We start from the raw sequence: 22,009 nt of genomic DNA, 5'->3' as shown, positions 1-22,009 counted from the left end.
AAAGAGGAGGATGAATGATATGAAGGTATATAAGAATAGTGAACTTAACCTAAGAAGAGCGGTCATTGCTATCGGTGTATTTGACGGCATGCACCGCGGACACCAAGCCTTGATCAAACAAGCGGTAAAAAGAGCGTACCAGCTCGGTGTGCCGTCCGTTGTTTACACATTCAATCCTCCTCCACGCGCTTTTTTTCAACAGAAAAGGGTGCTCACCGCGGTGGATGACAAACTAGAGTTGATCAAACAGCTCGGTATTGATTACGTCATAGTCGCTGATTTTAATGAAGTCTATGCAGCCCGTCCGGCAGCGGCTTTTATCACAGAACTGCATGAACTTGGTGCCGAAGAAATTTTCGTTGGCCCTAACTTTCATTTTGGAAAAGGAAAAACCGGGAATACGGGCATGCTGTCTCGTCACTTCCCCGTGAAGATCCAGCCTTACGTCACTTGTCAAAACGGGGAAGTCATTTCCTCTACGAGAGTAAGAGAGTTGCTGCAGAAAGAAGAATGGAAACAAGTCCACCATCTGCTCGGCCGGCATCGCTTGGAAACACTGATATTCGAGCTTATTTAAAAATCAGGGGGGTATTTATCATGCAACAACAAGCAGCAAAAAAGAATGAACGTGTCGAAGAAGTATTCAACCTATTTATTAAACATATGCAGAATTTTTTACAAGAAGCAAACTTGAACCACGAAGAGTATACGAACTTTGTTAATTGGGCTGATCGTTTAGGACGCGCTGGTGAGCTTCCGCTATATGCCGACGTCTTCCTTGAAAGTCATGTTTTGAAAGCAATGTACTCGGACTTGCCGGGTACGCAGCCATCTCTCTTAGGACCGTATTTCATTGAAGGCTCGCCGCTGATTGAAAGAGAACCAGGAAAACCCCTAGAGCTTACACAGCGTCCCGATGAACCTGGAGAGCTTTTCTACTTTAAAGGAAATGTGAGCTCGGTAGACGGCCATCCACTTGCAAATACCCGCGTGGAAATGTGGCAGAACGATGCGAGCGGAAAATATTCCGCTTTCGACTCCGATGCACCGAGATTCAACTTACGCGGCCATTTCTACACGGATGAAAACGGTGACTTTGAAGTGAAAACGATCGTACCGCTTCCGTATTCGATTCCGGATCAAGGCCCGACCGGCGAATTTCTTGATTATATGGATCAGCATCCGATGCGTCCCGCTCACTTACACCTCATGTTTGAAGCGGACGGCCATGAGACGCTGATCACGCAAGTATTTTTTGAAGGCGACGAATGGCTCGAAACCGATGTAGCCGACGGCGTCCGCGACGATCTCATGACAAAGTTTGAAGACAAAGGCACTCATAAAGAAGCCTCTCTTAACTTTGTCATGCGCCGCGATCAATAAGAAGATGAAAGGGTCAGGCCTTGCGGGGTCTGACCCTTTAAATAGAAAAGGAACGTTGGTAAGCCGCCAAGTCTCGACTGATTGCCTGGGCAGTTTCCTGCAAAAGCGGAAGAAACCTCTCTTCCATATAGGCGGCACTGACCCTGCCAGCATGAGCGGAGCTATTTACAGCAGCGCACACGTTATCTTCGTGGTCAAAGATTGGAACAGCGATCGAGCGAAGACCTTCTTCTAGTTCTTGATCAGCAAAGGCCCATCCCTTCTTTGCTATTTCATGTAATTCCTGCCGTAACACATCCGGATCAGCTTTTGTTTGGGAGGTTAAACGCTGCGCTTCTAATGTTGCTAAGTACGCTTCCTTCTCTGTTTCCGGCAAATAAGCAAGCAGCAGCTTACCCATGGACGTGGCATAAGCGGGCAAGCGCGAGCCGACATTTAATGAAATCGTCATAATCCGTTTCGTTGGAACGCGTGCTACATACACAACCTCCCCCCCATCTAATACTGAAATGGAAGAAGATTCTTGTGTCTCGTTTACGAACTTCTCTAAATGCGGAGCCGCGATATTCCAAATATTTTGCGAAGAAATATAGGAGAATCCAAGAGACAGCACTTTTGCGGTAAGGGCGTAACGTCCCCTCTTTTCCTCTGCATAACCAAGCTCTTTTAAGGTAATCAAGATGCGGCGTACAGCGGGCCGGCTATAGCCGGTAAGGGCAGCTGCTTCTGTTACAGAGAGAAAAGGCTGATCTTCTGTAAAAGCTTCAATAACCTTTAATCCTTTTTCAAGGGATTGAATAAAATCGCGTGATTGTGACGTCTTGTTATTTTCTTTTTGCACCTTTAAAAGCTCCTTTCATCATTCATCAGCTGATGCAGTTATTTTGCGTCTTACATTATTTTTCTCTGCATTACTTCTGAGTTGACAAATTTTTTTAATAATGTTTCAATTGAAATAACATATAACGTACAAATGTACGATATGTGTACAAATAATCATACCATACAACATTATGTATTGCTAATAGCAGCTTCAGCTTTTCCTAATGAAATGGAGGATCACGATGCAAAAACTAACAATCAAGCGCTTGATAACGGAATTGGTCGACATTCCTATTAAACGTCCCCATCAATTTTCTGCTATTAAAGTTTCTTCCAAAAGCTTCGTCCTGCTGCGGGTGGAACTTAGTAACGGAGTAACTGGAATTGGGGAAGGCACGACTCCCGGAATTTTTTGGAACGGAGAAAGCGTCGAAACGATGAAACTTGTCATCGATCAGTATGCTGCTCCTTTTCTCTTGGAAGAAAATGCCACACATCTGGAAACACTCCTACAGAAGCTGAACCGGCAAATACGCGGAAATGCGTTTGCAAAAGCAACGATTGAGATGGCCTTGCTTGATGCCTTGGGGAAAACATATGATGTCCCTGTTCACCAGCTGCTGGGAGGCCTTCACCAGGAGAAAATTCCCGTTCGCTGGGCACTCGCCTCTGGTACACCCGAAGGAGACATCGAGGAAGCCAAAAATGCGGTCGCTTCCGGTCAGTATGCGAATTTCAAAACGAAATCAGGCAAAGAAGCACCTGATGATGATGCCAAGCGATCAATCCGGATTGCGGAAGGAATTAAGGGGCACTCTTCTATCGGTATTGATCCGAATGGTTCATGGGACCGGATGACAACGATGAAGTGGATGGATGATTTTTTTGCGGCAGGGATTGATTTCCTCGAACAACCTCTTCCACCCCACGACATCGAAGGGTTGGCCCGACTCGCAGCGATGAAAAAGGTGCCGATCATGGCGGATGAAAGTGTCGCTTCCATCCAGGACGCGATGCGCATCGCCAAGACGAACGCGGCTGATATTTTTTCTTTGAAAATCCATAAAGCCGGTGGCATGAAAAACACTGTGAAGGTGGCCGGCATTGCGGAAGCCGCAGGTATAGCTTGCTTTGGTGGTACTTCGCTTGAAAGTTCCATTGGGACCGCTGCGTGTGTTCATACGTACAGCTCCATTCCGAACCTCGATTACGGCAGTGAATTATTCGGCCCCGATTGGCTCGCCGATGAAATCGTCAAAGAACCGCTCGTCTTAAAAGATGGTTACATTCACGTTCCTGTACAAGCAGGATTAGGTGTCGAACTAGACGAGGAAAAAGTTTCCCTTTACCGAAGAAAAGAACAATGATGTCATTTGACTAATTACAGTTTTTTTAAATAATAGAGTCCATTTCATCATTCAAATACAGTTGTTCAAATACGAATGATTTGAAAATAGTGTAGTGTTTTTGATTTTCACTGCAGGCGGACGCTTTCCGTTACAATCAACAGGTAGTATTTGCAATTATAGCGCGATATTTAACTGAATTTTTATGTGATTGTTCATCTTTTTGACCTAATTAATCACTTATGTATTGATTCAAATGCAGCTTATAAAAAGTATAGAAATCTATCAAAAGGAGCGTTGATCCATGCAACATTTGCCACCTCCCTCTCTTTCTTTTTTATGTGACATGGAGCTTACTGTAGAAGGAGCTCATCTTCCCGGAAAAACTCCGATCGGAAACCGACGGGTCATCCGGGTAACCGGCGGAGCACTCCGCGGTGACCATTTAAACGCGGAAGTCATTCCCGGAGGCGACGATTGGATTACTGTCCGCGAAGACGGCACCATCATTCAAGATGTACGTATTCTTTTAAAGACAGACGATGATGCGCTCATTATGATGACGTACCGCGGAATCCGTACAGGCACGCCAGAAGTCTTGAAGCGGCTTGATAACAATGAAGACGTCGACCCGGACGAATACTATTTCCGGACGTCACCGATTTTCGAAACAGCATCCCCAAAATATGACTGGCTGAACCGCCGCGTTTTCGTTTCAAAAGGTATTCGTCTGCCGGGTGGGGTAAATTATTCCATCTATACCGTGGAGTAAAAACAGGAAAGGAGAGGACTGCAATGGGAGAGTACATCACACTGAAGAATGGTCATAATCTCTATGTTCATGACACCCCTGGTGAGGAAGGGACGATTATCGCAGCCCATGGCCTGACAGGAAACCATCACCAGTTCCATCATTACCAAGAAGCTCTGTCAGGAACGTATCGCTTTGTTAGTTACGATATCCGTGGACGTGGAAATAGTGATCCCGCCCCTCAAGATTCGTCTATCTTTACCCATGCCGATGATCTGGTCGACTTGATCAACACCTTGGGGATCAAGAAACCAATCTTAATGGGTTATTCCATGGGGGCGTATATTTGTGCTATCACAGCCAGCCGTTTACCGGATGTCGAAGCTCTTATACTTCTAGACGGTGCGGGAAATGCCGATGATACAGCGCGCGAGCTCGTCCTTCCTTCCCTTGGCCGTATGAAGCAATCCTATCCATCGGCTGAGGATTATACAGAAGCAACGAAGAAGCTTTATACGAATTTAAAAATTGATTGGGATGACACCTTAGAAGAAATAGTACGCTATGAAATTCAACCGGACGGCAAGGACTGGCGTCATAAATCTACTGCAGAAGTAATGGAAAGGGACTTCGAAAGCTTTTATTCCTTTTCCCCCCATGAATCAGGGAAGGCTCTCACCTGTCCGGTGCTGCTCGTAATCGCGACCGGTTCTATTGGCGGCAAGCGCTCGCTATTCACAAAAGAAAGTTATACGGAAACCCAAGAAGCGATGCGTAATCTTCAAACAGAAATAACGCCGGTGAACCATTACGAACTCGTCTTTAATAAACAGCCGGGACTCCTTCGTCAGATCAAATCTTTTTTATCCAAGAGAGAGGTGAAATCATGAGTGTAACGACGATAACGAAAGCTGAAGAAGTCATCCAAAACGTCAAAACAGGCGACACTCTTATGGTCGGCGGTTTCGGGCTGATCGGAAGCCCGCTGACGCTAATCGACGAACTCACCCGCCACGAAGCTGCTGAGCTGACAGTGATCAGTAACAACGTCGGAGAAACAGGAAAAGGACTTGGCATTCTTCTACAGCAAGGAAAATTTAAAAAAGCAATTGGCTCTTATTTTACGAGCAACCGCGAAGTTGCACAGTGGTACAATGCCGGGAAGCTGGAGCTGGAATTACTGCCACAAGGGACTTTTTCTGAAGCAATCCGTGCTGGCGGTGCCGGAATTGGCGGTTTTTTCACAAAAACGGCAGTAGGCACGGAGCTAGCCAATGGAAAAGAAACGAAAGACATCGACGGGGAAACCTACTTGTTTGAAAAGGCATTGAAAGCTGATGTTGCCTTGGTTCGTGCCTGGAAAGCTGACACGAATGGAAATCTGGTTTACTACAAGACGGCAAGGAATTTCAATCCAATTATGGCGACGGCAGCAAAATATGTAATAGCAGAAGTCGATGAGATCGTTGAACCTGGAGAACTGTCACCTGAAGAAATTGTCACACCACATTTATACGTCGACGCTGTAATTACAAGCCGGTTAATTTTAACGAAAGACGGGGTGAAAGAGCGTGAGTAATAAGGAATTGATTGCCAAAAAAGCTGCGGAACAACTCGTCCCCCACTCGATTATTAATTTAGGAATCGGTATCCCAACACTTGTAGCCAACTATCTAGACCAAGAAAACTATTATCTGCATACAGAAAACGGCTTGCTCGGGGTCACTTCAGTGGAAGAAGAGGATATCGATCCATTGATTGTCAATGCCGGCAAACTGCCGGTCGGAGAAGCGATTGGTGCTTCTTATTTTCATAGTGCCGATTCATTTGCGATGATCCGCGGCGGCCATGTCGATGTTGCCATCCTCGGTGCTCTCCAAATCGACTCACAAGGACGGGTGGCAAACTGGGCGATTCCCGGAAAAGATATTATCGGAGTCGGCGGGGCGATGGACTTAATCGCCGGTGCCAAAAAAATAATTATTACGACAAACCACACAGCGAAAGACGGATCACCTAAATTTGTGGAATCATGCACGTATCCGATCACCTCGACACGTCGTGCGGACACGATCATAACCGATCTTGCTGTTTTTGAATGGCGAGATGACGGCTATGAACTGACCGAATTAATGGGAGACGCAACACTTGCGGAAGTAAAAGACAATACTACAGCATCCTACCGGGTCAGTGACATGCTTTCGGAAAAGGAGAATGCAAAATGAGCAATGTCGTCATTGTTGATGCCGTCCGCACCCCGATCGGACGCTACAAGGGGGCTCTTAAAGATGTACGCCCTGACGATTTGGGTGCAGTTGTCATTAAAGCCTTACTAGAACGAAACCCTAATCTTCCTGCCGATGAAATTGATGATGTCATTTTTGGAAATGCCAATGGCGCTGGTGAAGAAAACCGCAACGTCGCGCGCATGTCCCTTCTTCTGGCAGGCCTTCCGCAAACCGTGAGCGGCACAACGATTAATCGTCTCTGTGGTTCTGGTCTTGACGCTGTCAGCATGGCATCCCGCTCCATTCTTGCTGGAGAGGCCGATATTATGATCGCCGGCGGGACTGAAAGCATGACTCGTGCACCATTGGTCATGAAAAAACCGGAAAAAGAATTCCCACGCGGCAATATGGAACTGTTGGATACAACTATCGGCTGGCGCTTTCCAAACCCGAAACTAAAAGAAATGTACGGAACGGACTCCATGCCGGAAACAGCTGAAAACGTCGCCAAACGTTTTGAAATTTCGCGGGCAGCCCAAGACGAATTTGCTTTTTCCAGCCAAACCAAAGCAAAAGCAGCGATGGAAAAAGATCGCTTCAAGGAAGAAATCGTCCCTGTTACGATTCATGACAAAAAAGGGAACAAAACAATCGTTGACACAGATGAACATCCGCGTCCAACCACCACACTCGAAAAGTTAAACAAGCTACCTGCGCTCTTTCCTAATGGAACAGTTACCGCCGGCAATGCTTCCGGAGTCAATGACGGCGCATCCGCATTATTAATCATGAGCGAAGCGCGCGCCAAAGAACTCGGTTTGAAACCACTGGTAACGTTTCGTGCCTCTGCGACTTCTGGTGTCGAACCTTCCATTATGGGAATCGGACCGATCGCCGCCACACAAAAGCTGATGCGACGGACAGGGCTTACCACCAGTGACTTTGATCTCGTAGAACTAAATGAAGCTTTCGCCTCGCAGTCGCTCGAGTGTATCAAACAGCTGAAATTAGACGCGGAGAAAGTGAACGTAAACGGCGGCGCGATTGCATTTGGTCACCCACTCGGCGCCAGCGGGGCGCGGATTTTAACAACACTGATTCACGAAATGAAAAAACGCGATGTCGGCCGCGGGCTTGCGACCATGTGCATCGGCGTCGGCCAAGGAATATCGGTTGCTGTCGAGAATATCCGCTAATATCCAAACAAGGTTCGAAGGTGTAATCAAAGATGTTCTACCTTATCATTTTGTGACGTGTCATAGAAGCCCTATGACGTCACTGTTTTTTCACCTATCCCGTTTTCACGACACGATACACCCCCTAGGGCGTCGTTATTTTTTTATCAGCTAATTTTCATGACGTCATTGATACCCTATGAAGCTATTATCTTCCGTTCATTTCAAAATAGTGACGTCATAGGAGCACTACGACGTCGCTATTTTTGATTCATCCCGGTTTCAATGCTTCATAGAACCTCTATGACGACACTATTTTCTGCTTTCTTCCATTTCATGGTGTCATTGAGCCCCTACGGTGCTGTTATTTCTCACTCTCTTGGTGTTCATAGCTTCATAGAGTTCCTATGGTGTCGTTATTGCGTGTTGACCCCATTTTCACAGTATCATTCGCCTAGGAAGACCCCTTTGCTCCACAAAAAAGCCAAAACAGCGTTTGATGCACTGTTTTGGCTTTTTTCTCTCGGTTCCTTATTTAAAAAATCCGGCTGGCGGTAGTTGATAAGCGGCGACAATGCTTTTGGATTGGCTGTACTCATCTAACGCTTCCTTGCTGTATTCTCTTCCGATACCGCTGTTTTTATAGCCGCCGAACGGAGCGCCGGACTGGAAGTTGAAGTAAGAGTTAATCCACACGCTGCCTGCTTCCATTTTGTTGGCTGTGTCGAGCGCTTTTTCAAGGTCTTCGGTCATGATACCGGCAGCCAAACCGTAGTCAACGTCGTTTGCCATCTTAATAACTTCATCCACATCGCTCCAGCGCGTAACGGTGGCAGCCGGCCCAAAGATCTCTTCTTGAGCAATTCGCATATGCGGCTCTGCTTCAATAATAGTTGGTTCAATGAAGTACCCATGTTCATTGCCCGGAACAGTGACTCGGTTGCCTCCGTATAAAATTTTGGCCCCTTCTTCCCTGGCAATATCGAAGTATCCGAGCACTCGTTTTCCCTGTTTTTCGTTTATGAGGGAAGCGAGCCTTGTCGAGCGGTCGAGTGGGTCGCCGATTTTCACTTCTTTCGCCCGTTCGATTAATTTTTCAACAAATTCATCGTAAATGTCTTCATGAATAAGCAAGCGGGTACCGAGGATGCAGCTTTCGCCGTTAAAAAAAGTGTAGCCGAGTGTTGCATTTTCGACAGCACGATCGATATCTACGTCAGGGAAAACAATATGCGGCGCTTTCCCGCCAAGTTCGAGCGTAACAGGAAGAATGCGCTCGCCGGCTGTTTTGCCGACTAGTCGCCCAACCTCCACACTTCCTGTGAATGCCAGTTTATCAACATCTGGGTGATCAATGAGCGCCTGACCAGCTTCCGTTCCATATCCCGGTACCACATTGATGACACCTTTTGGTAGAACATCGGCCAGCAACTTCGCGAATTCCATAATCGACAGGCAGGCATCTTCTGCTGGCTTTAATACGACCGTGTTCCCGGCGGCGATTGCCGGTGCTAGTTTGAAGGAAGCCATAATCATCGGTACGTTCCATGGGATAATCTGAGCACATACACCGAGCGGTTCCTTTTTCACAATCAGGTGTCCGTTTTGCACCGGGCGGGACGCACCTTCATAGGTAAGAATGGCCGAAGCGAAATAACGAAATTGATAGATTGCCAGTTGATAGTCCAGGTCGAATTCATGAAGCGCTCGTCCCGTGTCCATACACTCAATCGTTTTCAAACGTTCCTGGTTTTCTTCCAGCACGTCCGCGATTTTGTTCAACAAAGCGGACCGCTCCTCGATGAGCGTATTAGCCCAGCTCGGAAAAGCCTCTCGTGCAGCTTTCACCGCCCGGTCAATGTCCTCTTCGCCGCCGCGTCCGATCGTGGACAATAATTTTCCGGTAGCAGCGTTAACCGCGTCGATGTAGCCGTTTGCCGGCTCGACGATCTCGCCGTTAATAAACGGTCCGTACTGTTTGTCTAAATTTACATCAACTGTTTGTTTCATTTTCTCCATGTAATCATCCCCTTATATGGTTAATTGTACTATAATGCAATGGCTCCATCGCCATAAAAAACACAGAGAAATATTTATTTCTGTACGAGGGCAATGGCACGCACGGGGCTGCCGCTTCCTCTTTCAATTTTTAACGGATTCACGATCAGCAAAGAGCCTCTGGGCGGCAGTGCTTCTACGTTCGTCAACTGGGCGATCCCGTATTTGTTTGCTTGATGCATGTAATGGTGATTCGGAAACGGCGGGTCAAAGGAGCCGGCGATTCCGGCATCGGTGCCGACGGTTTCCACACCAATTCCGAGAATATCACGTTTTTCTGCCAAAAATATCGATGCTTCTTTTGTAATACCGGGGGTGTGCGACTGACCATCTTCCCCAACATTATGAAACTTCTCTGGATCGTCTTTGTATTGCGCCCAGCCGCTATGAATAACCACCCATGACTGGCTTGCAATTTCTCCGTGCTCTTTCTCAAACATTTCGATGTCTTCCATGCTGAGGCAATAGTCAGGGTCAAGCGCTGCCTGTTGCGTGATGTCAATGACACACGCCTCCCCAATCATGTTCTTCATCTGCAACGTGTCAACAGAATCTCCATCTTTTCCGGATACCCAGTGGACAGGAGCGTCAAAGTGAGTACCGCAATGTTCACCGGCAACGAAGTCATTCCAGTAGCAAACAGGCCCGGTCTCATCATATTCAGAAAGAGGCAGAAACTTAAATCCTCCTGTGTTTTTAAAAGGGGGCGGTAGTTGGATCACGGGTGTGTCTTCATTTAGGACTTGGGATAAATCAACAATTTCCACTTTTCCATCCACAATACTTGCCAGCAAGTCTCCTAACACATTCGTTTTCACACTCATGATTCTGCCTCCATTTCATATTTTCCTTTTTCCTTCGTGTAATCTTCATTATCGTAGACGTGAGGGATCCTAACATTTAAAACAACGGACTTGCCGTTTCTAACAACTTGCAGGGCCTCCTTGAGTGCCTCTTTTAAAGCAGTGCGTTCCTTTACATCGATTGGATGGGCACCCCCGGCGGCTTCCGCAATTTTCGCCAAGTCCGCTTCCGGATCAAAGTTTACCCAAAATCCTTCTGTTTGTTTGGCAACACCTTCCGGATGAACTCCTAACGTAGACATTTTTGGCGCTTTCCAGCCGGAATTGTTGTAGATCACCGTTAAAAACGGCGCATTATAACGTTGGGACATCCAGTGTACGGTTGACGGAACACTGAATAAGTAGGAGCCGTCCCCTGTTAAACTGACGATCGTCTTTTCAGGTTTGGCCAGTTTCATGCCGACTGCGGCCCCGCCGTTCCAACCGAGCGATCCGGCGCCGCTTCCGTAGTATGAACCAGGAACATTAACGCCGATATGATTGGAAATAGCTCCGTAATTCGTGATCCCTTCGTTTAAAACAATGGTCTCTTCATCAATCGCTTCCCTTACACAAGCCGTCAAATATTCAGGCGTGATAATATCGGTTTCCGCTTGTTCTTTTCGGTGTTTTTCTATCCACTGTTGATCATGGATCTTGGCGAACCTGTCCCAGCGCTTTTCAATAGCGGCGGCATCCAAGAGCCCGTGATGTTCAGCCATGTAATGGTTGATCTGCTTAAGTGCGGTACAGGAATCAACCTTGAGAAACTTCCTGGACGGGATGTACCATAGCGGCATATCTTCTTTCAACGGATCAATATCCATGTAATAAATCGTCGCTTCGGCAGCCGGCTTATTTTTCATCGGGATCCACGGGACATCACTGTCAATGACGAGTACAAGGTCTGCTTCCGCGAGGAGCTCATTCTGGCCTGGCGTGTTCCACTCTGACCCACAGTGCATCGGGTGCTCGTGCGGAAAATTCATCTGGTGCGGTATCGATTCGATTACGGGGACAGCTAGCGTTTCACTGAGTCGGACCAGTTCACTAACCGCTTCCTTGTTCCTCCCTAAGTAAGAAGTCACAATAAGCGGAGATTCTGCAGTCGCGAGTGCTTCTGCCAACTCCTGTAACGGCCTTGGTGCAATCGCGCCTGAGGAAATTGGCTCCCACAATTCTTTGTCGAGTACGACCGGTTCTGCTTTTTCTTCCATCACTTCACGTGGGCCCATTAAGTAGACGGGTCCTGGCGGATCACTCTTTGCAATCTGCAGAGCGCGGAAAACGAGCTGCTTCACGTTCGTTCCTGAGCGAATCTCATTGTCGTACTTCGTGTAACCACGGACTATTCCGCGCTGATCCGGAACATCTTGAATCCAGTGGATGAATTCATTACGACTTCCTGTTAATTCCCCTTCCTGTGTGTACGGAGAAGCACCTGCAAAAATGAAGACGGGCACCCTGCTTCTAGACGCATTGTGAATCGCTCCGCCAAGATTCTGTGTTCCGCATTCCACGTGCACCATCACTGCCTGCGGTTCTCCGGTTACCTGTGCATATCCATGTGCCGCACTAAGGGCAGCAAACTCGTGCGGACACGTAATCACTGTCGGGAGCTCTTTATTGACTTGCCTGGCCCGGGCCAAGCTCTCGATGATGGCTGGGTGGTCGCTCCCAAGATTGGCAAAAATATAAGAAACTCCTGCTTCCTGTAATGCTTCTAAAAACGCAGTCCCTGTTGTGTACACACACGTCCCCCCTTTCGAAAATTTGATTTAAAAAATTCTGAATACAGTTTGTGTGATGACTGCTTTCCCTTTATACTAATAGATAGAAAGATATCTTTCTGTTACCTGTTTAACATAAAATACCATTATTCCCATCTCACTTATTTACTGAATCACAGAAAGGAGGACCTGCTGTGGAAAGCACGATGTTTGACTGGGAACGGATCATCGATTACGGAAAACGGCTTTCTGTACCTAAAAAAACAACCCTCTACCACCAAGGGGAGACGGGTCGAGGGTTTTATTACTTGTATGAAGGTGAAATAAAGATCACTACACTTAGGGAAGATGGATACGAGCGTATCATCGACTACGTAGCCGCCGGCGGGCTCTTAGGCGAACAAGGAATAAGCGGCTCTTCTTATGTGACAACCGCCCAGGCTGCTGTCGATTCCACTCTGTATTACTACACCGATGAATCGTTTCATCAAATATGTATGGACTATCCTGATGCAGCGCAAGCCCTGAGTTATTCCCTTATTTCCAAGATCCGCCTATTAGTTGAAAGAAAATCGATACAGGAAGCGCCAATTGAAGCCCTGCTCGCTCATCACTTGCTCTCCTTGCATGAAAAACGCGGGAGTTGTACGCTACACCTCAACCAATCAGCCATTTCCAACTATGTCGGAAAATCTCGTGTCGCTGTCTGGCGTGTATTAAAGACGTGGAAAAAGGAACAGATCGTTTCTGTCCATGACCGAGTCATTCGTTTAAAAGACTTACCAAGGCTGAAAGAAAAGCTGTACCAATAAAACAGCGCATCAATTTTCGCCTATGGCCATTTTTTACCCTGCTGTTTTGCCAGCTATTTCTTCGATGCTCTTTGGATCTGTTACGATTAGATGTCTGTTTGCTGCTTTTATTTTCTCGGGGCCCCATTTTCGAAGTATCGTATAGATTGTCACTCGTGTTAACCCTGTATATTGGGACAATTCCTGCTGTGTGAGCGGAATTTGATTCGTATTAAATACTGCCAGTATGTCGATAATTGAACGCGCGAGCAACTGTTCGGCAGGGAGTTTGTCCATGACCACTGTATGGACGAGCAGCTCTAATTTATTACGAAGCGAATCAAACAGAAGCAGACGCAGGTCCGGATCTTTCTTTAATAAATCCTTTATCGTCCGCCCTTCTATGCAGTATACGACTGCATCATCAAGAACCTTGGCCGATGAAAAATACGGCTTTCGGTCAACGGTTTGCTCACCAAAAATCCGCTCATTGGTAATGATTTCAATCGTTCTTTCTTTACCGGAGTATGTCGTCATAAAAACTTTGACCGTTCCTCGTTTTAAATAGTAAATGCAATCCTCCCCCATTGTCCCTTGTTCATATATCGTAGCGTGTTTTTTGAAAAACATCCTTTTTCCATACTGTAAGTAACGCCTCCAGTTTTGTTCTTCCAGCTCACGTGATACAAACACAGCATGTCACCCCCGCTTTCTTTTTTTAAAAAAGATGAAGCTCTCGGCCATTCGTTTCCTCTTGACAACAGATTACAAACCGATTAAGCGCGGAATTAACAAGACGGCATCCTCCCAATACGTAATAACAAACAGTACGAGAATACCCATAATCAAAAAAGGAAGAACATCTTTGATAAGACGCTCGAAACGCACTTCGGCAATGGATGATACGATAAAAAGCCCTGTTCCGATCGGCGGGGTTAACAGACCAATCGTTAAATTAATACAGATAACGACCCCGAAATGAACGGGATCTACCCCGTACGTTGCTAAAAGCGGCATTAATACTGGCACCAATATAATAAGCGCAGCGATCCCGTCGAGCACTGCACCAAGAAGCAGCAAAAAAACATTCACAAGCAAGAGAAACAATAGTGGATTTTCAGAAAGGGACAGCATAGCGTTTGCCACCATCTGCGGAATCTGTTCAAAGGCAATCATCCATCCGAATGCGCCAGCCATTGCAATTAAAAAAGTGACGGTTGCCGTACTAATTACGGTGTTCATAAATATAGATGGAAGCTTTTTGAGTTTTAACTCTTTATAAAATAAGCTGCCAACAAGAAAAGCAACCACACAGGCGACGGCCGCTGATTCTGTTGCAGTAAACGCACCGCTTAAAATACCAACAATAATGATTAGCGGCACTAGTAAAGCAGGAAGGACGGATAGGACACTTTTCAGAATTTCTTTCCCTGAAGCACGTTCACTTTTAGGAAAATTGTATTTATACCCCATAAAAGCAATTAACGCGACAAAAGCAACTCCATACAACAGGCCCGGAATAATCCCTGCCATAAAAAGACCACCGATGGAAGCTCCCGACAGCGTTCCGTAAATAATAAAAATCATGCTCGGCGGGATAATTGGCGCGACTATCGAAGAAGACAGCGTCAGTGCGGCAGCAAAACCGCGGTCATATCCTTCTTTTTCCATTTCCGGTACCATCGTTTTACTCATCATCGCTGCCTGCGCGTTCGCTGATCCTAAAATCGAGGCAAGAAACATATTGGCAATGACGGTCACGTACGCAAGCCCGCCGCGAACGTGACCTAAAAGTACTCTTGCGAACCTGACTAGCTTAGAAGTAATGCCGCCCCCATTCATCAATTCCCCGGCAAGCATAAAGAGCGGAATAGCGAGCAACCCATAATTGTCCAAACTTGAAAACAACTGCTGCGGCATCGAGGGAAGTAGCTGAGTATTACCTAATGTGAAAAAATACAAAATGGTGATCATGCCAAGCACTAAGGAAATAGGCACACCAATTAGTAAAAAGATGAAAAATGCGCTTATCACCAGGACAGTCATTCACCCTCCTCCTCTCTCATGATGCCGAGTAAATTCGCTAGCAGGTGAACCGTGGCAAAACTAAGACCGAAAGGTACGGCGCTGTAGGGAATCCACATCGGTATTTGTAAATTGTTCGATTTTTGTAAGAGAACGCTAGAAGAGAATACCCATGAATAGCTATAGTAAAGGACAATAGCCATAAAGAGCAGCATAAGAACGTAACCAATAATCAGTAGTGCTTTTCTAAGTTTCACTGGTATTACATCTAAAAAAAAGGTAACAGAAGCCTGGGCTTTGTATTTAAGCCCGAGGCTTCCTCCTATAAAACTTATCCATGTTAAGAGAAACACGGCCACTTCGCCGGCCCATGATAAAGGGGAGTTAAGAAAGTAACGGAACAGAACGGCTAAAGCCATCACGACTGTCATGGAAAACATCAGCACAATGGCAAGATATTTCTCTAGTATGGATAGACCGTTACTAACAGCATTCACTTGCTCTCCCTCCTTAGGCTACTCTCGGAATGTTGTAATAAACTTCTCGATCATTGGATCTTTTTGTTTGTATACTTCGTCAAAATTCTGAATCTGTTCCTCGAATACACTCTTGTCTAATTCGTAAATAGTCATTCCCTCGTCTGCCAGCGTTTCTTTAAACTCTTCTTCTTGCGCAAATCTTGTTTCTACAGCAAAGTCAGCAGCTGTCGCTAAGGAATCTCTGATAATTTGCTGATCTTCTTCCGGAAGGTCGGTGAACGTAGCGGAGTTCATAACTGCAACCGCCGGCCACACCATGTGATTCGTAACCGCACCATAATCTACAACTTCAAAGAATTTGTTTGTAATCGTGGCATCAAGATCCATATCCATCCCGTCAATTACACCAGTCTGGACAGCCGAGTATACTTCCGGAAGCGGAATTCCTTCTGTTGCCGCTCCAGTAGAGTTATAAAACTCCAGCATTGGCGGACTTGGCGTTACACGAAGAACGAGTCCTTCCATGTCTTCCGGCTTCTTGACTTCTTTATCTTTAAATAACATGACGCGTTGGCCGGCAAATAAATAATCAAGACCAGTCATGCCGTATTGATCAAGCGTACCGAGCATTTCAGTTGCAACATCTGATTGACGTGCTTCATGAGCATCTTTAATCGTCTCAAATAAATATGGTGTGAACCAGGCAGAAAATGCTTCTTCACGTGAGCTGATCTCAGCCGCGGTAATGAAACCGAAATCAAGGGATCCTGCTTCGATCTGTTGGAGCATATCGCTTTCATTTCCAAGTTGTCCAGAAGGGTAGATTTCAAGCGTCATTCTGCCATCAGAATTCGCTTCTAACTCTTCTTTAAATTTTTCAGCCGCCTGGTGCCACATATGAGCAGGAGGCGTAATGACACCTAGTTTGAAACTGTGTTCTGCATCTGCTGATCCTTCCGAGGCAGCTTCTTCCTCTCCTCCCGTTTCTCCTTCAGCCGGTTCCGGTTCAGAAGCGGTGTCTGATCCTCCGTCCCCGCCCCCGCAAGCTGTGAGTAAAAACATTAAGCCAAGAGATGCAGTAAGGCTTTTCCAATACTTTAGTAAACTCATTATGTGTACCTCCCTTGTTATTGTCCTAACAGAGAAACTGCTTCTTTTGTTTTCCCTAGATCGATTAACTTTCTGATCCGCGTGGAGGAAATCACCTCCCCCCTCGTACAGCGGACCTTATCAGGTATGGTGACGGCGAAATGACGGCGCAAAAGATCTATGTTCCCTTCACGGTCTCTGCCAAAACGAAAATCGCGTCCGACAATGATTTCTTTCGGCTGCAAATGCTTCAATTCGTGAATAAAGGCGGCGGCACTTTGCTGTAAGTAGGCCGCGTTAAACGGAGCGATAATAACGTGACCAACTTGCAACTGCTTTATTTTTTTCAGCTTTTCATCCAATTTTGTCAATATCATTTTCTGTTGAAAATATGAACGCGGCGGTGGATCAAACGTATAAACGACACTTGTCACACCGTAATCAAGACCGTGTTTCACAGCTTTTCGGATAATGGTCTGATGACCGAGATGCATACCATCAAACGCCCCAACCGTTACGACGGACCCCTCGAGTTCGGGAAGCTTATCAGAGGTGTGTATGTGCATAGTACTGACTCCCTTCTCTGCAGCTACAGACTATGATTCTTCTTTGACGTTCTCTTCTGATCTTTTCGTCATCCCTGCGGAACCCCAATTTTCCTTGGGGACCTCGTGAAGGAGAACTTTTATTTTGCTGCGGTCTGCATGAAGGGTGTGACACATCGCGTTTGTTACACCTTCGATTAATTTTTGTTTCTGCTCGGCATCGCGGCCTTCCAAAATATGAATATGAGCAATTGGCATGATTTCCTCCTCGTGGATGTTAAGATGTTTAAAAATGATTTACATCTAGAAGCGCAAGGTGTTTCTTGTCTTTCTTTATAGCCTAAAGCTCAGGCGTAAACCCTGAGCTTTATTCATCAACTTCGACAATCATTTCAATTTCAACGGCGGTATTATTGGGGAGCTGGGCCATGCCTACAGCAGAACGTCCATGTTTACCTGCATCGCCAAACGTCTCCACCAATAGGTCAGAGGCTCCGTTTAGTACTTTTGGCTGTTCGGTAAAATCCTCGGTACTGTTGACGAACCCTAAGATTTTTATGACTTTTTTCACTCTACTCAGCTCACCCAATTCAGCTTTCAAAACACTGAATAAGTTGATCATCGACTGCCTGGCCGCTAGATAACCTTCGTCAGTCGTCAATTCTCTCCCCAGCTTGCCGTGATAGTTATCAACACCCTGTCCGGACATAAAGATAAGGTTGCCGGTTTTAACATGACTGATGTAATTGCCGGCTGCCGGTCGAACATCACTCAACTCAATTCCTAGTGCTTGTAGATTTTCTTCTGGCGTTTTCAGCTTTGACATGTTGGCTCTTCTGCTCCTTTACATGTAAAAATCGGAGGGCATTTCCGCCCAAAATAAGCTGCCGCTGCTCATCCGTCAGCTCAATCGTGTCATCAATAACCTTGCCGGGTGGTATTTCTCTCAATAGGAACGGGTAATCGGATCCCATCATGACGCGCTCATGTCCGAAGCGGTCAAGGAGATAACGCAAGTTGAGCGGGTCATAGTTTAACGAATCAAAATAGAGATTATCAATGTAATGGCTGGGCGGATGACTTGTGAGGCGCAGGTGCGGCCATACTTTCCATCCCTGATCCAAGCGCGGCAAAATGTAAGGAAACGACCCGCCGCCGTGGGAGAAACATAGTTTTAAATTGGGATACTTTTCAATGACTCCTCCCCATATCAAACTAGCGGCTGCAAGTGCTGTCTCACTCGGCATTCCAATCGTATACATGAAGTTATGGCGCGGTGTCCGTTCCCGTGCAAGTGTCTCCCACGGGTGAATGAAAAGCGGTACCTGCCACTTGGCTGCCATCTCAAAGAATGGAGCCAACTCTGTAGAATCAAGATTATTACCATTAACATTTGTGCCAATCTCAATGCCGGAAAGATGCAATTCTTTCATGCAACGCTCCATCTCCTGGATAGCTAGATCCGCATCTTGAAGAGGGACGGTGCCAAGACCGAGAAACTTCGACGGATTCCCTTTCACGGTGTCAGAAATAAAGTCGTTTTGGATGCGTGCCATTTCCAAAGCTTCCGACGCGGGTGCCCAGTAAGAGAAGGTGACAGGTATCGGCGAGAGCACCTGCATGTCTACGCCTTCCCGTTCCATATCTTTTATTCGCTTTTCGGGGTCCCACACTTGATCTGTCACTTCGCGGAACACCTTGCCGCCAACCATAATATTGGCGCCACATGTGCACGTCTGCTGTAAAGTCGGCCAGCGGTCCTGTCCGTACTTAGCAGCGAAATCCGGTATTTCCTGAGGGATGATGTGGGTATGAAAGTCTATTCTCATGTCCACTCATCCGCTTCTGGAGGCATTTTGTGACCGCAATTGTCACACGTCCTCAATTTCTCACTGCTGTTAAATTGTTCAATTGCACTTTTCACTTGGGTCTCGATATTGGTCACTTGCACGGTGACGCGGTGCATTTCGTGATCACATTGGTCACAAAACCAGACAAAGTCTTCGAGTTCCCCTTTACTTCGTTTACGTTCCAGCACAATGCCGTACGTGTTCGCAGGACGGTGTGGGGAGTGTGGCACCATCGCCGGCAGCATGAATACGTCCCCTTCTTTAACTGTCACGACTTCCCGTTCACCGTGTTCATTGATACACTCGACGTGACAGCTCCCCTTCACTTGATAAAAGAATTCATCGGAGGGGTCGACATGAAAATCCCTTCTCTTATTCGGCCCTCCAAGCATCATTGCGATAAACTCTGAATCTTCCCACATCACTTTGTTGTTCACTGGCGGTTGAAGCAAATCTTTATTGTCTTCTATCATTTTCATTAAGTTGAATGATCTGGTTTGCAGGCTGCTGTTTTTTGATTTCGAAACCATATATATCTCCCCTTACACAAGTAGTGGTTATCTGGATACTGTCAATCTTCGAAAATATACCCTAAGTCTTTAGAGATACTGTTGGCAACGCTCATCACGTTCCTGATCATTGTTTTCTTTTCATTGCCTTCAATGTAAGAAATCGGGCCGACCATATTTAAGGCAGCTACGTTTTTTCCCGAGTAGGAGCGGATAGGCGCTGCGATTCCGTAAACGCCAAATTCATTTTCATTGTTACTAAGCGCAAATCCGTTGTTTCTTACCTGATCCATCTCAATTCTTAATCCTTCCACTGTCTGAATCGTATTCGGCCCTCGCTTCAAAAGATCTTGTGGGGTAAGCTTTTCTACTAAAGAGGGGTGGGAAGACAAGAGGATCTTCCCTGTGCTGAAGCAGTAGGTCGGCCTTCTGTCCCCGATCGAAGTTGGAATTTGGACAGTATCGCGGGATGCTACTTTCAGCACAAAGATAAAGTCACCATTCTCGTCAAGCATCCCGATGTGCACCGTGCCTTTAAACCTTCTCGTCAATTCCTCAATGCGTGGAACGGCCTCGTTATAAATATCCTTCTGATACATGACCATGTTGCCAAGCTCCAACAGCTTCCAGCCCAGCCTGTAACGGTTGTTGCTATCTTTAATTAACATTCCTTCGCTGCACAATGTCTGCACAATCCGATAGACCGTGCTTGTACTCATATCTAATTTCTGAGCAATGTCAAGATTCCGCAGCGCAGGCTCGTCTTCTGTGAAACAATTAAGAATTTGGGCTACTTTTCGAACGGATGCAATCATCTTCGTTCCCCTCCAAGTAATAATAGTTTCATTAAGCGGCCGGCTGCTGATTGCTCTTCATGCGAGTGGGGTCATTCACTTTTTCACAGATTATTAGTTTTCAATAATCAAATCCTCGGAGGCCGCTTCTTTCAAAGCACGATCGACTAAGTCAAAGGTAGCTGTTTTTTTGTAATTACCGTAAAACATGCCCAGTTTTCTCACTGGATCTCCTGAATAGTAACGCTCATATTGAACAAGACGTTGACCAAATGCCTCACCTGACAGATCCCACGCAAGCTTAAAGAGTTGAATGCGATCGACCGCTTCTACTCCTTCACGGCCGCCGTAATATTTATCAATATCCTCACGAAGCTCTGGGTGATGCACGTCATGCGTCGTCGGCGATAACAAAAGACCGCCGGCACCAATGGTTTGGATGATTTCAATTGCGCGTGGATATGCTTTTGGTAAAATGCCGCGAATCGTCTCTAAGGAAAAGAAAGATGGTACAGCTTCTCCGTTTTCATTGATAGCGTATTCATTTTCTGCCGTCCGAAGCAGCGCCCGTATCGTCTCCACAGACTGTACTAATTCCCCGAGCTGTGTCTGGACGTTTAAAAATCCATCCACACCGATGGCATCGGCAACTTTTGAGGCAACCTGTTGAGCAAAACGCAATTTTGTGAGACCGCGTACCGCATTCTGGTGCGTATTTTGGCTTAATCCTGTCTGTGCGTAAACAGAGTTGCCTGCTTCTAAACTGTTATAAACAAAGACCCGATTCCAAGGGACGAGTACATCATTAAAGACGAGCACGGCATCCATCTCTTCAAACCGTGAGGCTGCCGGATGATCGAATAGAGGACGCTTTCCACTCTGTGCTGGTTCACGGCAGACGATTTTCAAACCTGGTGTGTCAATCGGAATCGCAAACGAAAGGGTATAGCGCTCATCACCAGGACGGAATCCCGGAAATGGATAGATGATTACTTCATCCGCAATCGGTGCTAACGTTGCCAGCATCTTCGCGCCGCGTACGATAATTCCATCAGAAGTTTCCTTTACCGCACCTAGATGTGTAAATTGATCTTTTTGCTCGTGAGCTGCTTTACTGCGATCATTCTGCGGGTTAATGAGCGCATGCGTTAAAAATAAGTCGTTGTCTCGAATGTACTTATGGTAATTGCGGATATTATCAGCCCAGTCCGGGTTAAACTTTTCAAAGAACTTCGCATTACTTGCCATCGAAGTAACCGTAACGTTCAGAAAATCAGGGGACCGGCCCATGAGGCCAAAGGTAGCCTCTGCCCACGCTTCGTAAAGTGCACGACGTTTCATTAAATCTTCGTATGACCTTGGGATGATGAAAGCATTTGAAACGCGCTCTCCTGTTTCTTCGCATATCCCGGTAATTTTATCTTGATATTCAGGGTCGTGCTGCATGTCATAAAGCTTGGCCAATTCCCGGATCGGCTGTTTTAAATTCGGTTCATTTAAAACATCGGTAACTCGTCTACCCTCCAGCCATACCTCTCGAGATCTATTTTTTAATCCATTCATGTATTCTGCACCTGTACGAATTGCCACGT

General features: G+C 46.3%; 24 protein-coding genes. 9 read left to right on the top strand and 15 right to left on the bottom strand.

The genetic code is table 11. From position 1 onward, the window contains the following. The first annotated feature begins 19 nt into the window (after positions 1-19). Positions 20-577 carry an FAD synthetase gene (locus tag LOR49_RS14610; RefSeq protein WP_240377565.1) on the top strand — a complete coding sequence of 186 codons (558 nt, stop codon included), beginning with the start codon at positions 20-22 and terminating at the stop codon, positions 575-577. A gap of 20 nt (positions 578-597) precedes the next feature. Beyond that, positions 598-1,383: a dioxygenase family protein gene (locus LOR49_RS14605; RefSeq protein ID WP_240377563.1), complete on the top strand. Its 786-nt coding sequence runs from the start codon at positions 598-600 to the stop codon at positions 1,381-1,383. A gap of 37 nt (positions 1,384-1,420) precedes the next feature. Here LOR49_RS14605 and LOR49_RS14600 read toward each other — a convergent pair whose 3' ends face one another. After that, positions 1,421-2,224 carry an IclR family transcriptional regulator domain-containing protein gene (locus tag LOR49_RS14600; RefSeq protein ID WP_240377562.1) on the bottom strand — a complete coding sequence of 268 codons (804 nt, stop codon included), beginning with the start codon at positions 2,222-2,224 and terminating at the stop codon, positions 1,421-1,423. Between the two features lie 223 nt (positions 2,225-2,447). Between LOR49_RS14600 and LOR49_RS14595 the strand changes: the two genes are divergently transcribed. The 6 genes from LOR49_RS14595 (at position 2,448) to LOR49_RS14570 (ending at position 7,726) form a co-directional block, all read left to right on the top strand. After that, the gene (locus tag LOR49_RS14595; RefSeq protein ID WP_240377560.1) at positions 2,448-3,572 is read left to right on the top strand and encodes a muconate/chloromuconate family cycloisomerase; all 1,125 of its coding nucleotides are present in this window, start codon (positions 2,448-2,450) and stop codon (positions 3,570-3,572) included. A 283-nt stretch (positions 3,573-3,855) separates the two neighbouring features. Beyond that, on the top strand, positions 3,856-4,323 hold the full coding sequence (locus LOR49_RS14590) for a DUF3237 domain-containing protein (protein ID WP_240377558.1): 468 nt from the start codon (positions 3,856-3,858) through the stop codon (positions 4,321-4,323). A 23-nt stretch (positions 4,324-4,346) separates the two neighbouring features. Beyond that, complete coding sequence (locus LOR49_RS14585) at positions 4,347-5,192, top strand: alpha/beta hydrolase (protein ID WP_240377556.1); 846 nt, start codon at positions 4,347-4,349, stop codon at positions 5,190-5,192. Further along, positions 5,189-5,881 carry a CoA transferase subunit A gene (locus tag LOR49_RS14580; RefSeq protein WP_240377554.1) on the top strand — a complete coding sequence of 231 codons (693 nt, stop codon included), beginning with the start codon at positions 5,189-5,191 and terminating at the stop codon, positions 5,879-5,881. Before LOR49_RS14585 ends, LOR49_RS14580 begins: the two co-directional genes overlap by 4 nt. Continuing rightward, positions 5,874-6,527, top strand: coding sequence for a 3-oxoacid CoA-transferase subunit B (locus LOR49_RS14575; protein ID WP_240377552.1), 654 nt, complete (start codon positions 5,874-5,876; stop codon positions 6,525-6,527). Before LOR49_RS14580 ends, LOR49_RS14575 begins: the two co-directional genes overlap by 8 nt. Further along, on the top strand, positions 6,524-7,726 hold the full coding sequence (locus LOR49_RS14570) for an acetyl-CoA C-acyltransferase (protein ID WP_240377550.1): 1,203 nt from the start codon (positions 6,524-6,526) through the stop codon (positions 7,724-7,726). The genes LOR49_RS14575 and LOR49_RS14570 overlap by 4 nt, the downstream gene beginning before the upstream one ends. 510 nt (positions 7,727-8,236) lie before the next feature. Here the strand turns inward: LOR49_RS14570 and LOR49_RS14565 are convergent. The 3 genes from LOR49_RS14565 to LOR49_RS14555 form a co-directional block, all read right to left on the bottom strand. Continuing rightward, on the bottom strand, positions 8,237-9,724 hold the full coding sequence (locus LOR49_RS14565; RefSeq protein WP_240377548.1) for an aldehyde dehydrogenase family protein: 1,488 nt from the start codon (positions 9,722-9,724) through the stop codon (positions 8,237-8,239). A gap of 74 nt (positions 9,725-9,798) precedes the next feature. After that, entirely contained in the window at positions 9,799-10,587 is a 789-nt protein-coding gene (locus LOR49_RS14560; protein ID WP_240377546.1) for a cyclase family protein, read from the bottom strand. Continuing rightward, complete coding sequence (locus LOR49_RS14555) at positions 10,584-12,356, bottom strand: thiamine pyrophosphate-requiring protein (protein ID WP_240377544.1); 1,773 nt, start codon at positions 12,354-12,356, stop codon at positions 10,584-10,586. The genes LOR49_RS14560 and LOR49_RS14555 overlap by 4 nt, the downstream gene beginning before the upstream one ends. A 173-nt stretch (positions 12,357-12,529) precedes the next feature. Here LOR49_RS14555 and LOR49_RS14550 point away from each other — a divergent pair, with 173 nt between their 5' ends. Continuing rightward, positions 12,530-13,147, top strand: a complete 618-nt coding sequence (locus LOR49_RS14550; protein WP_240377543.1) for a Crp/Fnr family transcriptional regulator — start codon at positions 12,530-12,532, stop codon at positions 13,145-13,147. Positions 13,148-13,180: 33 nt separating this feature from the next. On the opposite strand, the gene LOR49_RS14545 is transcribed toward LOR49_RS14550, so the two are convergent. The 11 genes from LOR49_RS14545 to LOR49_RS14495 form a co-directional block, all read right to left on the bottom strand. Next, the gene (locus LOR49_RS14545) at positions 13,181-13,819 is read right to left on the bottom strand and encodes a Crp/Fnr family transcriptional regulator (protein ID WP_240377541.1); all 639 of its coding nucleotides are present in this window, start codon (positions 13,817-13,819) and stop codon (positions 13,181-13,183) included. 72 nt (positions 13,820-13,891) lie between these two features. Next, complete coding sequence (locus LOR49_RS14540) at positions 13,892-15,172, bottom strand: TRAP transporter large permease (protein WP_240377539.1); 1,281 nt, start codon at positions 15,170-15,172, stop codon at positions 13,892-13,894. Further along, on the bottom strand, positions 15,169-15,648 hold the full coding sequence (locus LOR49_RS14535; RefSeq protein WP_240377537.1) for a TRAP transporter small permease: 480 nt from the start codon (positions 15,646-15,648) through the stop codon (positions 15,169-15,171). Before LOR49_RS14535 ends, LOR49_RS14540 begins: the two co-directional genes overlap by 4 nt. Positions 15,649-15,666: 18 nt before the next feature. After that, positions 15,667-16,740, bottom strand: a complete 1,074-nt coding sequence (locus tag LOR49_RS14530; RefSeq protein WP_240377535.1) for a TRAP transporter substrate-binding protein — start codon at positions 16,738-16,740, stop codon at positions 15,667-15,669. Positions 16,741-16,757: 17 nt separating this feature from the next. Further along, positions 16,758-17,285 carry an FAD synthetase family protein gene (locus tag LOR49_RS14525; RefSeq protein WP_240377533.1) on the bottom strand — a complete coding sequence of 176 codons (528 nt, stop codon included), beginning with the start codon at positions 17,283-17,285 and terminating at the stop codon, positions 16,758-16,760. 30 nt (positions 17,286-17,315) lie between these two features. Then, positions 17,316-17,540, bottom strand: a complete 225-nt coding sequence (locus LOR49_RS14520; protein WP_338021153.1) for a tautomerase family protein — start codon at positions 17,538-17,540, stop codon at positions 17,316-17,318. 91 nt (positions 17,541-17,631) lie between these two features. Then, entirely contained in the window at positions 17,632-18,090 is a 459-nt protein-coding gene (locus LOR49_RS14515) for a RidA family protein (RefSeq protein WP_240377529.1), read from the bottom strand. Further along, the gene (locus tag LOR49_RS14510; protein ID WP_275899686.1) at positions 18,041-19,093 is read right to left on the bottom strand and encodes an amidohydrolase family protein; all 1,053 of its coding nucleotides are present in this window, start codon (positions 19,091-19,093) and stop codon (positions 18,041-18,043) included. Before LOR49_RS14510 ends, LOR49_RS14515 begins: the two co-directional genes overlap by 50 nt. Continuing rightward, positions 19,090-19,644: a 3-hydroxyanthranilate 3,4-dioxygenase gene (locus LOR49_RS14505; protein ID WP_240377526.1), complete on the bottom strand. Its 555-nt coding sequence runs from the start codon at positions 19,642-19,644 to the stop codon at positions 19,090-19,092. The genes LOR49_RS14510 and LOR49_RS14505 overlap by 4 nt, the downstream gene beginning before the upstream one ends. Positions 19,645-19,685: 41 nt before the next feature. Next, positions 19,686-20,438, bottom strand: a complete 753-nt coding sequence (locus LOR49_RS14500) for an IclR family transcriptional regulator (RefSeq protein WP_240377525.1) — start codon at positions 20,436-20,438, stop codon at positions 19,686-19,688. A gap of 93 nt (positions 20,439-20,531) precedes the next feature. Then, a complete protein-coding gene (locus LOR49_RS14495) occupies positions 20,532-22,007 on the bottom strand; it encodes a 4-hydroxyphenylacetate 3-hydroxylase family protein (RefSeq protein WP_240377524.1) in 1,476 nt (491 codons plus the stop codon). Positions 22,008-22,009: the final 2 nt, after the last annotated feature.

This window comes from Bacillus piscicola (assembly GCF_022458745.1).
In the GTDB taxonomy this organism is placed as follows: Bacteria; Bacillota; Bacilli; order Bacillales; family Marinococcaceae; genus Alteribacillus_A; species Alteribacillus_A piscicola.
This window is presented reverse-complemented; position numbering and strand designations above follow the sequence as displayed.

What these genes read in the sequence shown, in the direction of transcription:
- LOR49_RS14610 (WP_240377565.1), top strand. Translation starts at nt 20, where the DNA reads ATGAAGGTATATAAGAATAGTGAACTTAACCTAAGAAGAGCGGTCATT.
- LOR49_RS14605 (WP_240377563.1), top strand. Translation starts at nt 598, where the DNA reads ATGCAACAACAAGCAGCAAAAAAGAATGAACGTGTCGAAGAAGTATTC.
- LOR49_RS14595 (WP_240377560.1), top strand. Translation starts at nt 2,448, where the DNA reads ATGCAAAAACTAACAATCAAGCGCTTGATAACGGAATTGGTCGACATT.
- LOR49_RS14590 (WP_240377558.1), top strand. Translation starts at nt 3,856, where the DNA reads ATGCAACATTTGCCACCTCCCTCTCTTTCTTTTTTATGTGACATGGAG.
- LOR49_RS14585 (WP_240377556.1), top strand. Translation starts at nt 4,347, where the DNA reads ATGGGAGAGTACATCACACTGAAGAATGGTCATAATCTCTATGTTCAT.
- LOR49_RS14580 (WP_240377554.1), top strand. Translation starts at nt 5,189, where the DNA reads ATGAGTGTAACGACGATAACGAAAGCTGAAGAAGTCATCCAAAACGTC.
- LOR49_RS14570 (WP_240377550.1), top strand. Translation starts at nt 6,524, where the DNA reads ATGAGCAATGTCGTCATTGTTGATGCCGTCCGCACCCCGATCGGACGC.
- LOR49_RS14565 (WP_240377548.1), bottom strand. Translation starts at nt 9,724, where the DNA reads ATGGAGAAAATGAAACAAACAGTTGATGTAAATTTAGACAAACAGTAC.
- LOR49_RS14560 (WP_240377546.1), bottom strand. Translation starts at nt 10,587, where the DNA reads ATGAGTGTGAAAACGAATGTGTTAGGAGACTTGCTGGCAAGTATTGTG.
- LOR49_RS14540 (WP_240377539.1), bottom strand. Translation starts at nt 15,172, where the DNA reads ATGACTGTCCTGGTGATAAGCGCATTTTTCATCTTTTTACTAATTGGT.
- LOR49_RS14530 (WP_240377535.1), bottom strand. Translation starts at nt 16,740, where the DNA reads ATGAGTTTACTAAAGTATTGGAAAAGCCTTACTGCATCTCTTGGCTTA.
- LOR49_RS14525 (WP_240377533.1), bottom strand. Translation starts at nt 17,285, where the DNA reads ATGCACATACACACCTCTGATAAGCTTCCCGAACTCGAGGGGTCCGTC.
- LOR49_RS14515 (WP_240377529.1), bottom strand. Translation starts at nt 18,090, where the DNA reads ATGTCAAAGCTGAAAACGCCAGAAGAAAATCTACAAGCACTAGGAATT.
- LOR49_RS14510 (WP_275899686.1), bottom strand. Translation starts at nt 19,093, where the DNA reads ATGAGAATAGACTTTCATACCCACATCATCCCTCAGGAAATACCGGAT.
- LOR49_RS14505 (WP_240377526.1), bottom strand. Translation starts at nt 19,644, where the DNA reads ATGGTTTCGAAATCAAAAAACAGCAGCCTGCAAACCAGATCATTCAAC.
- LOR49_RS14500 (WP_240377525.1), bottom strand. Translation starts at nt 20,438, where the DNA reads ATGATTGCATCCGTTCGAAAAGTAGCCCAAATTCTTAATTGTTTCACA.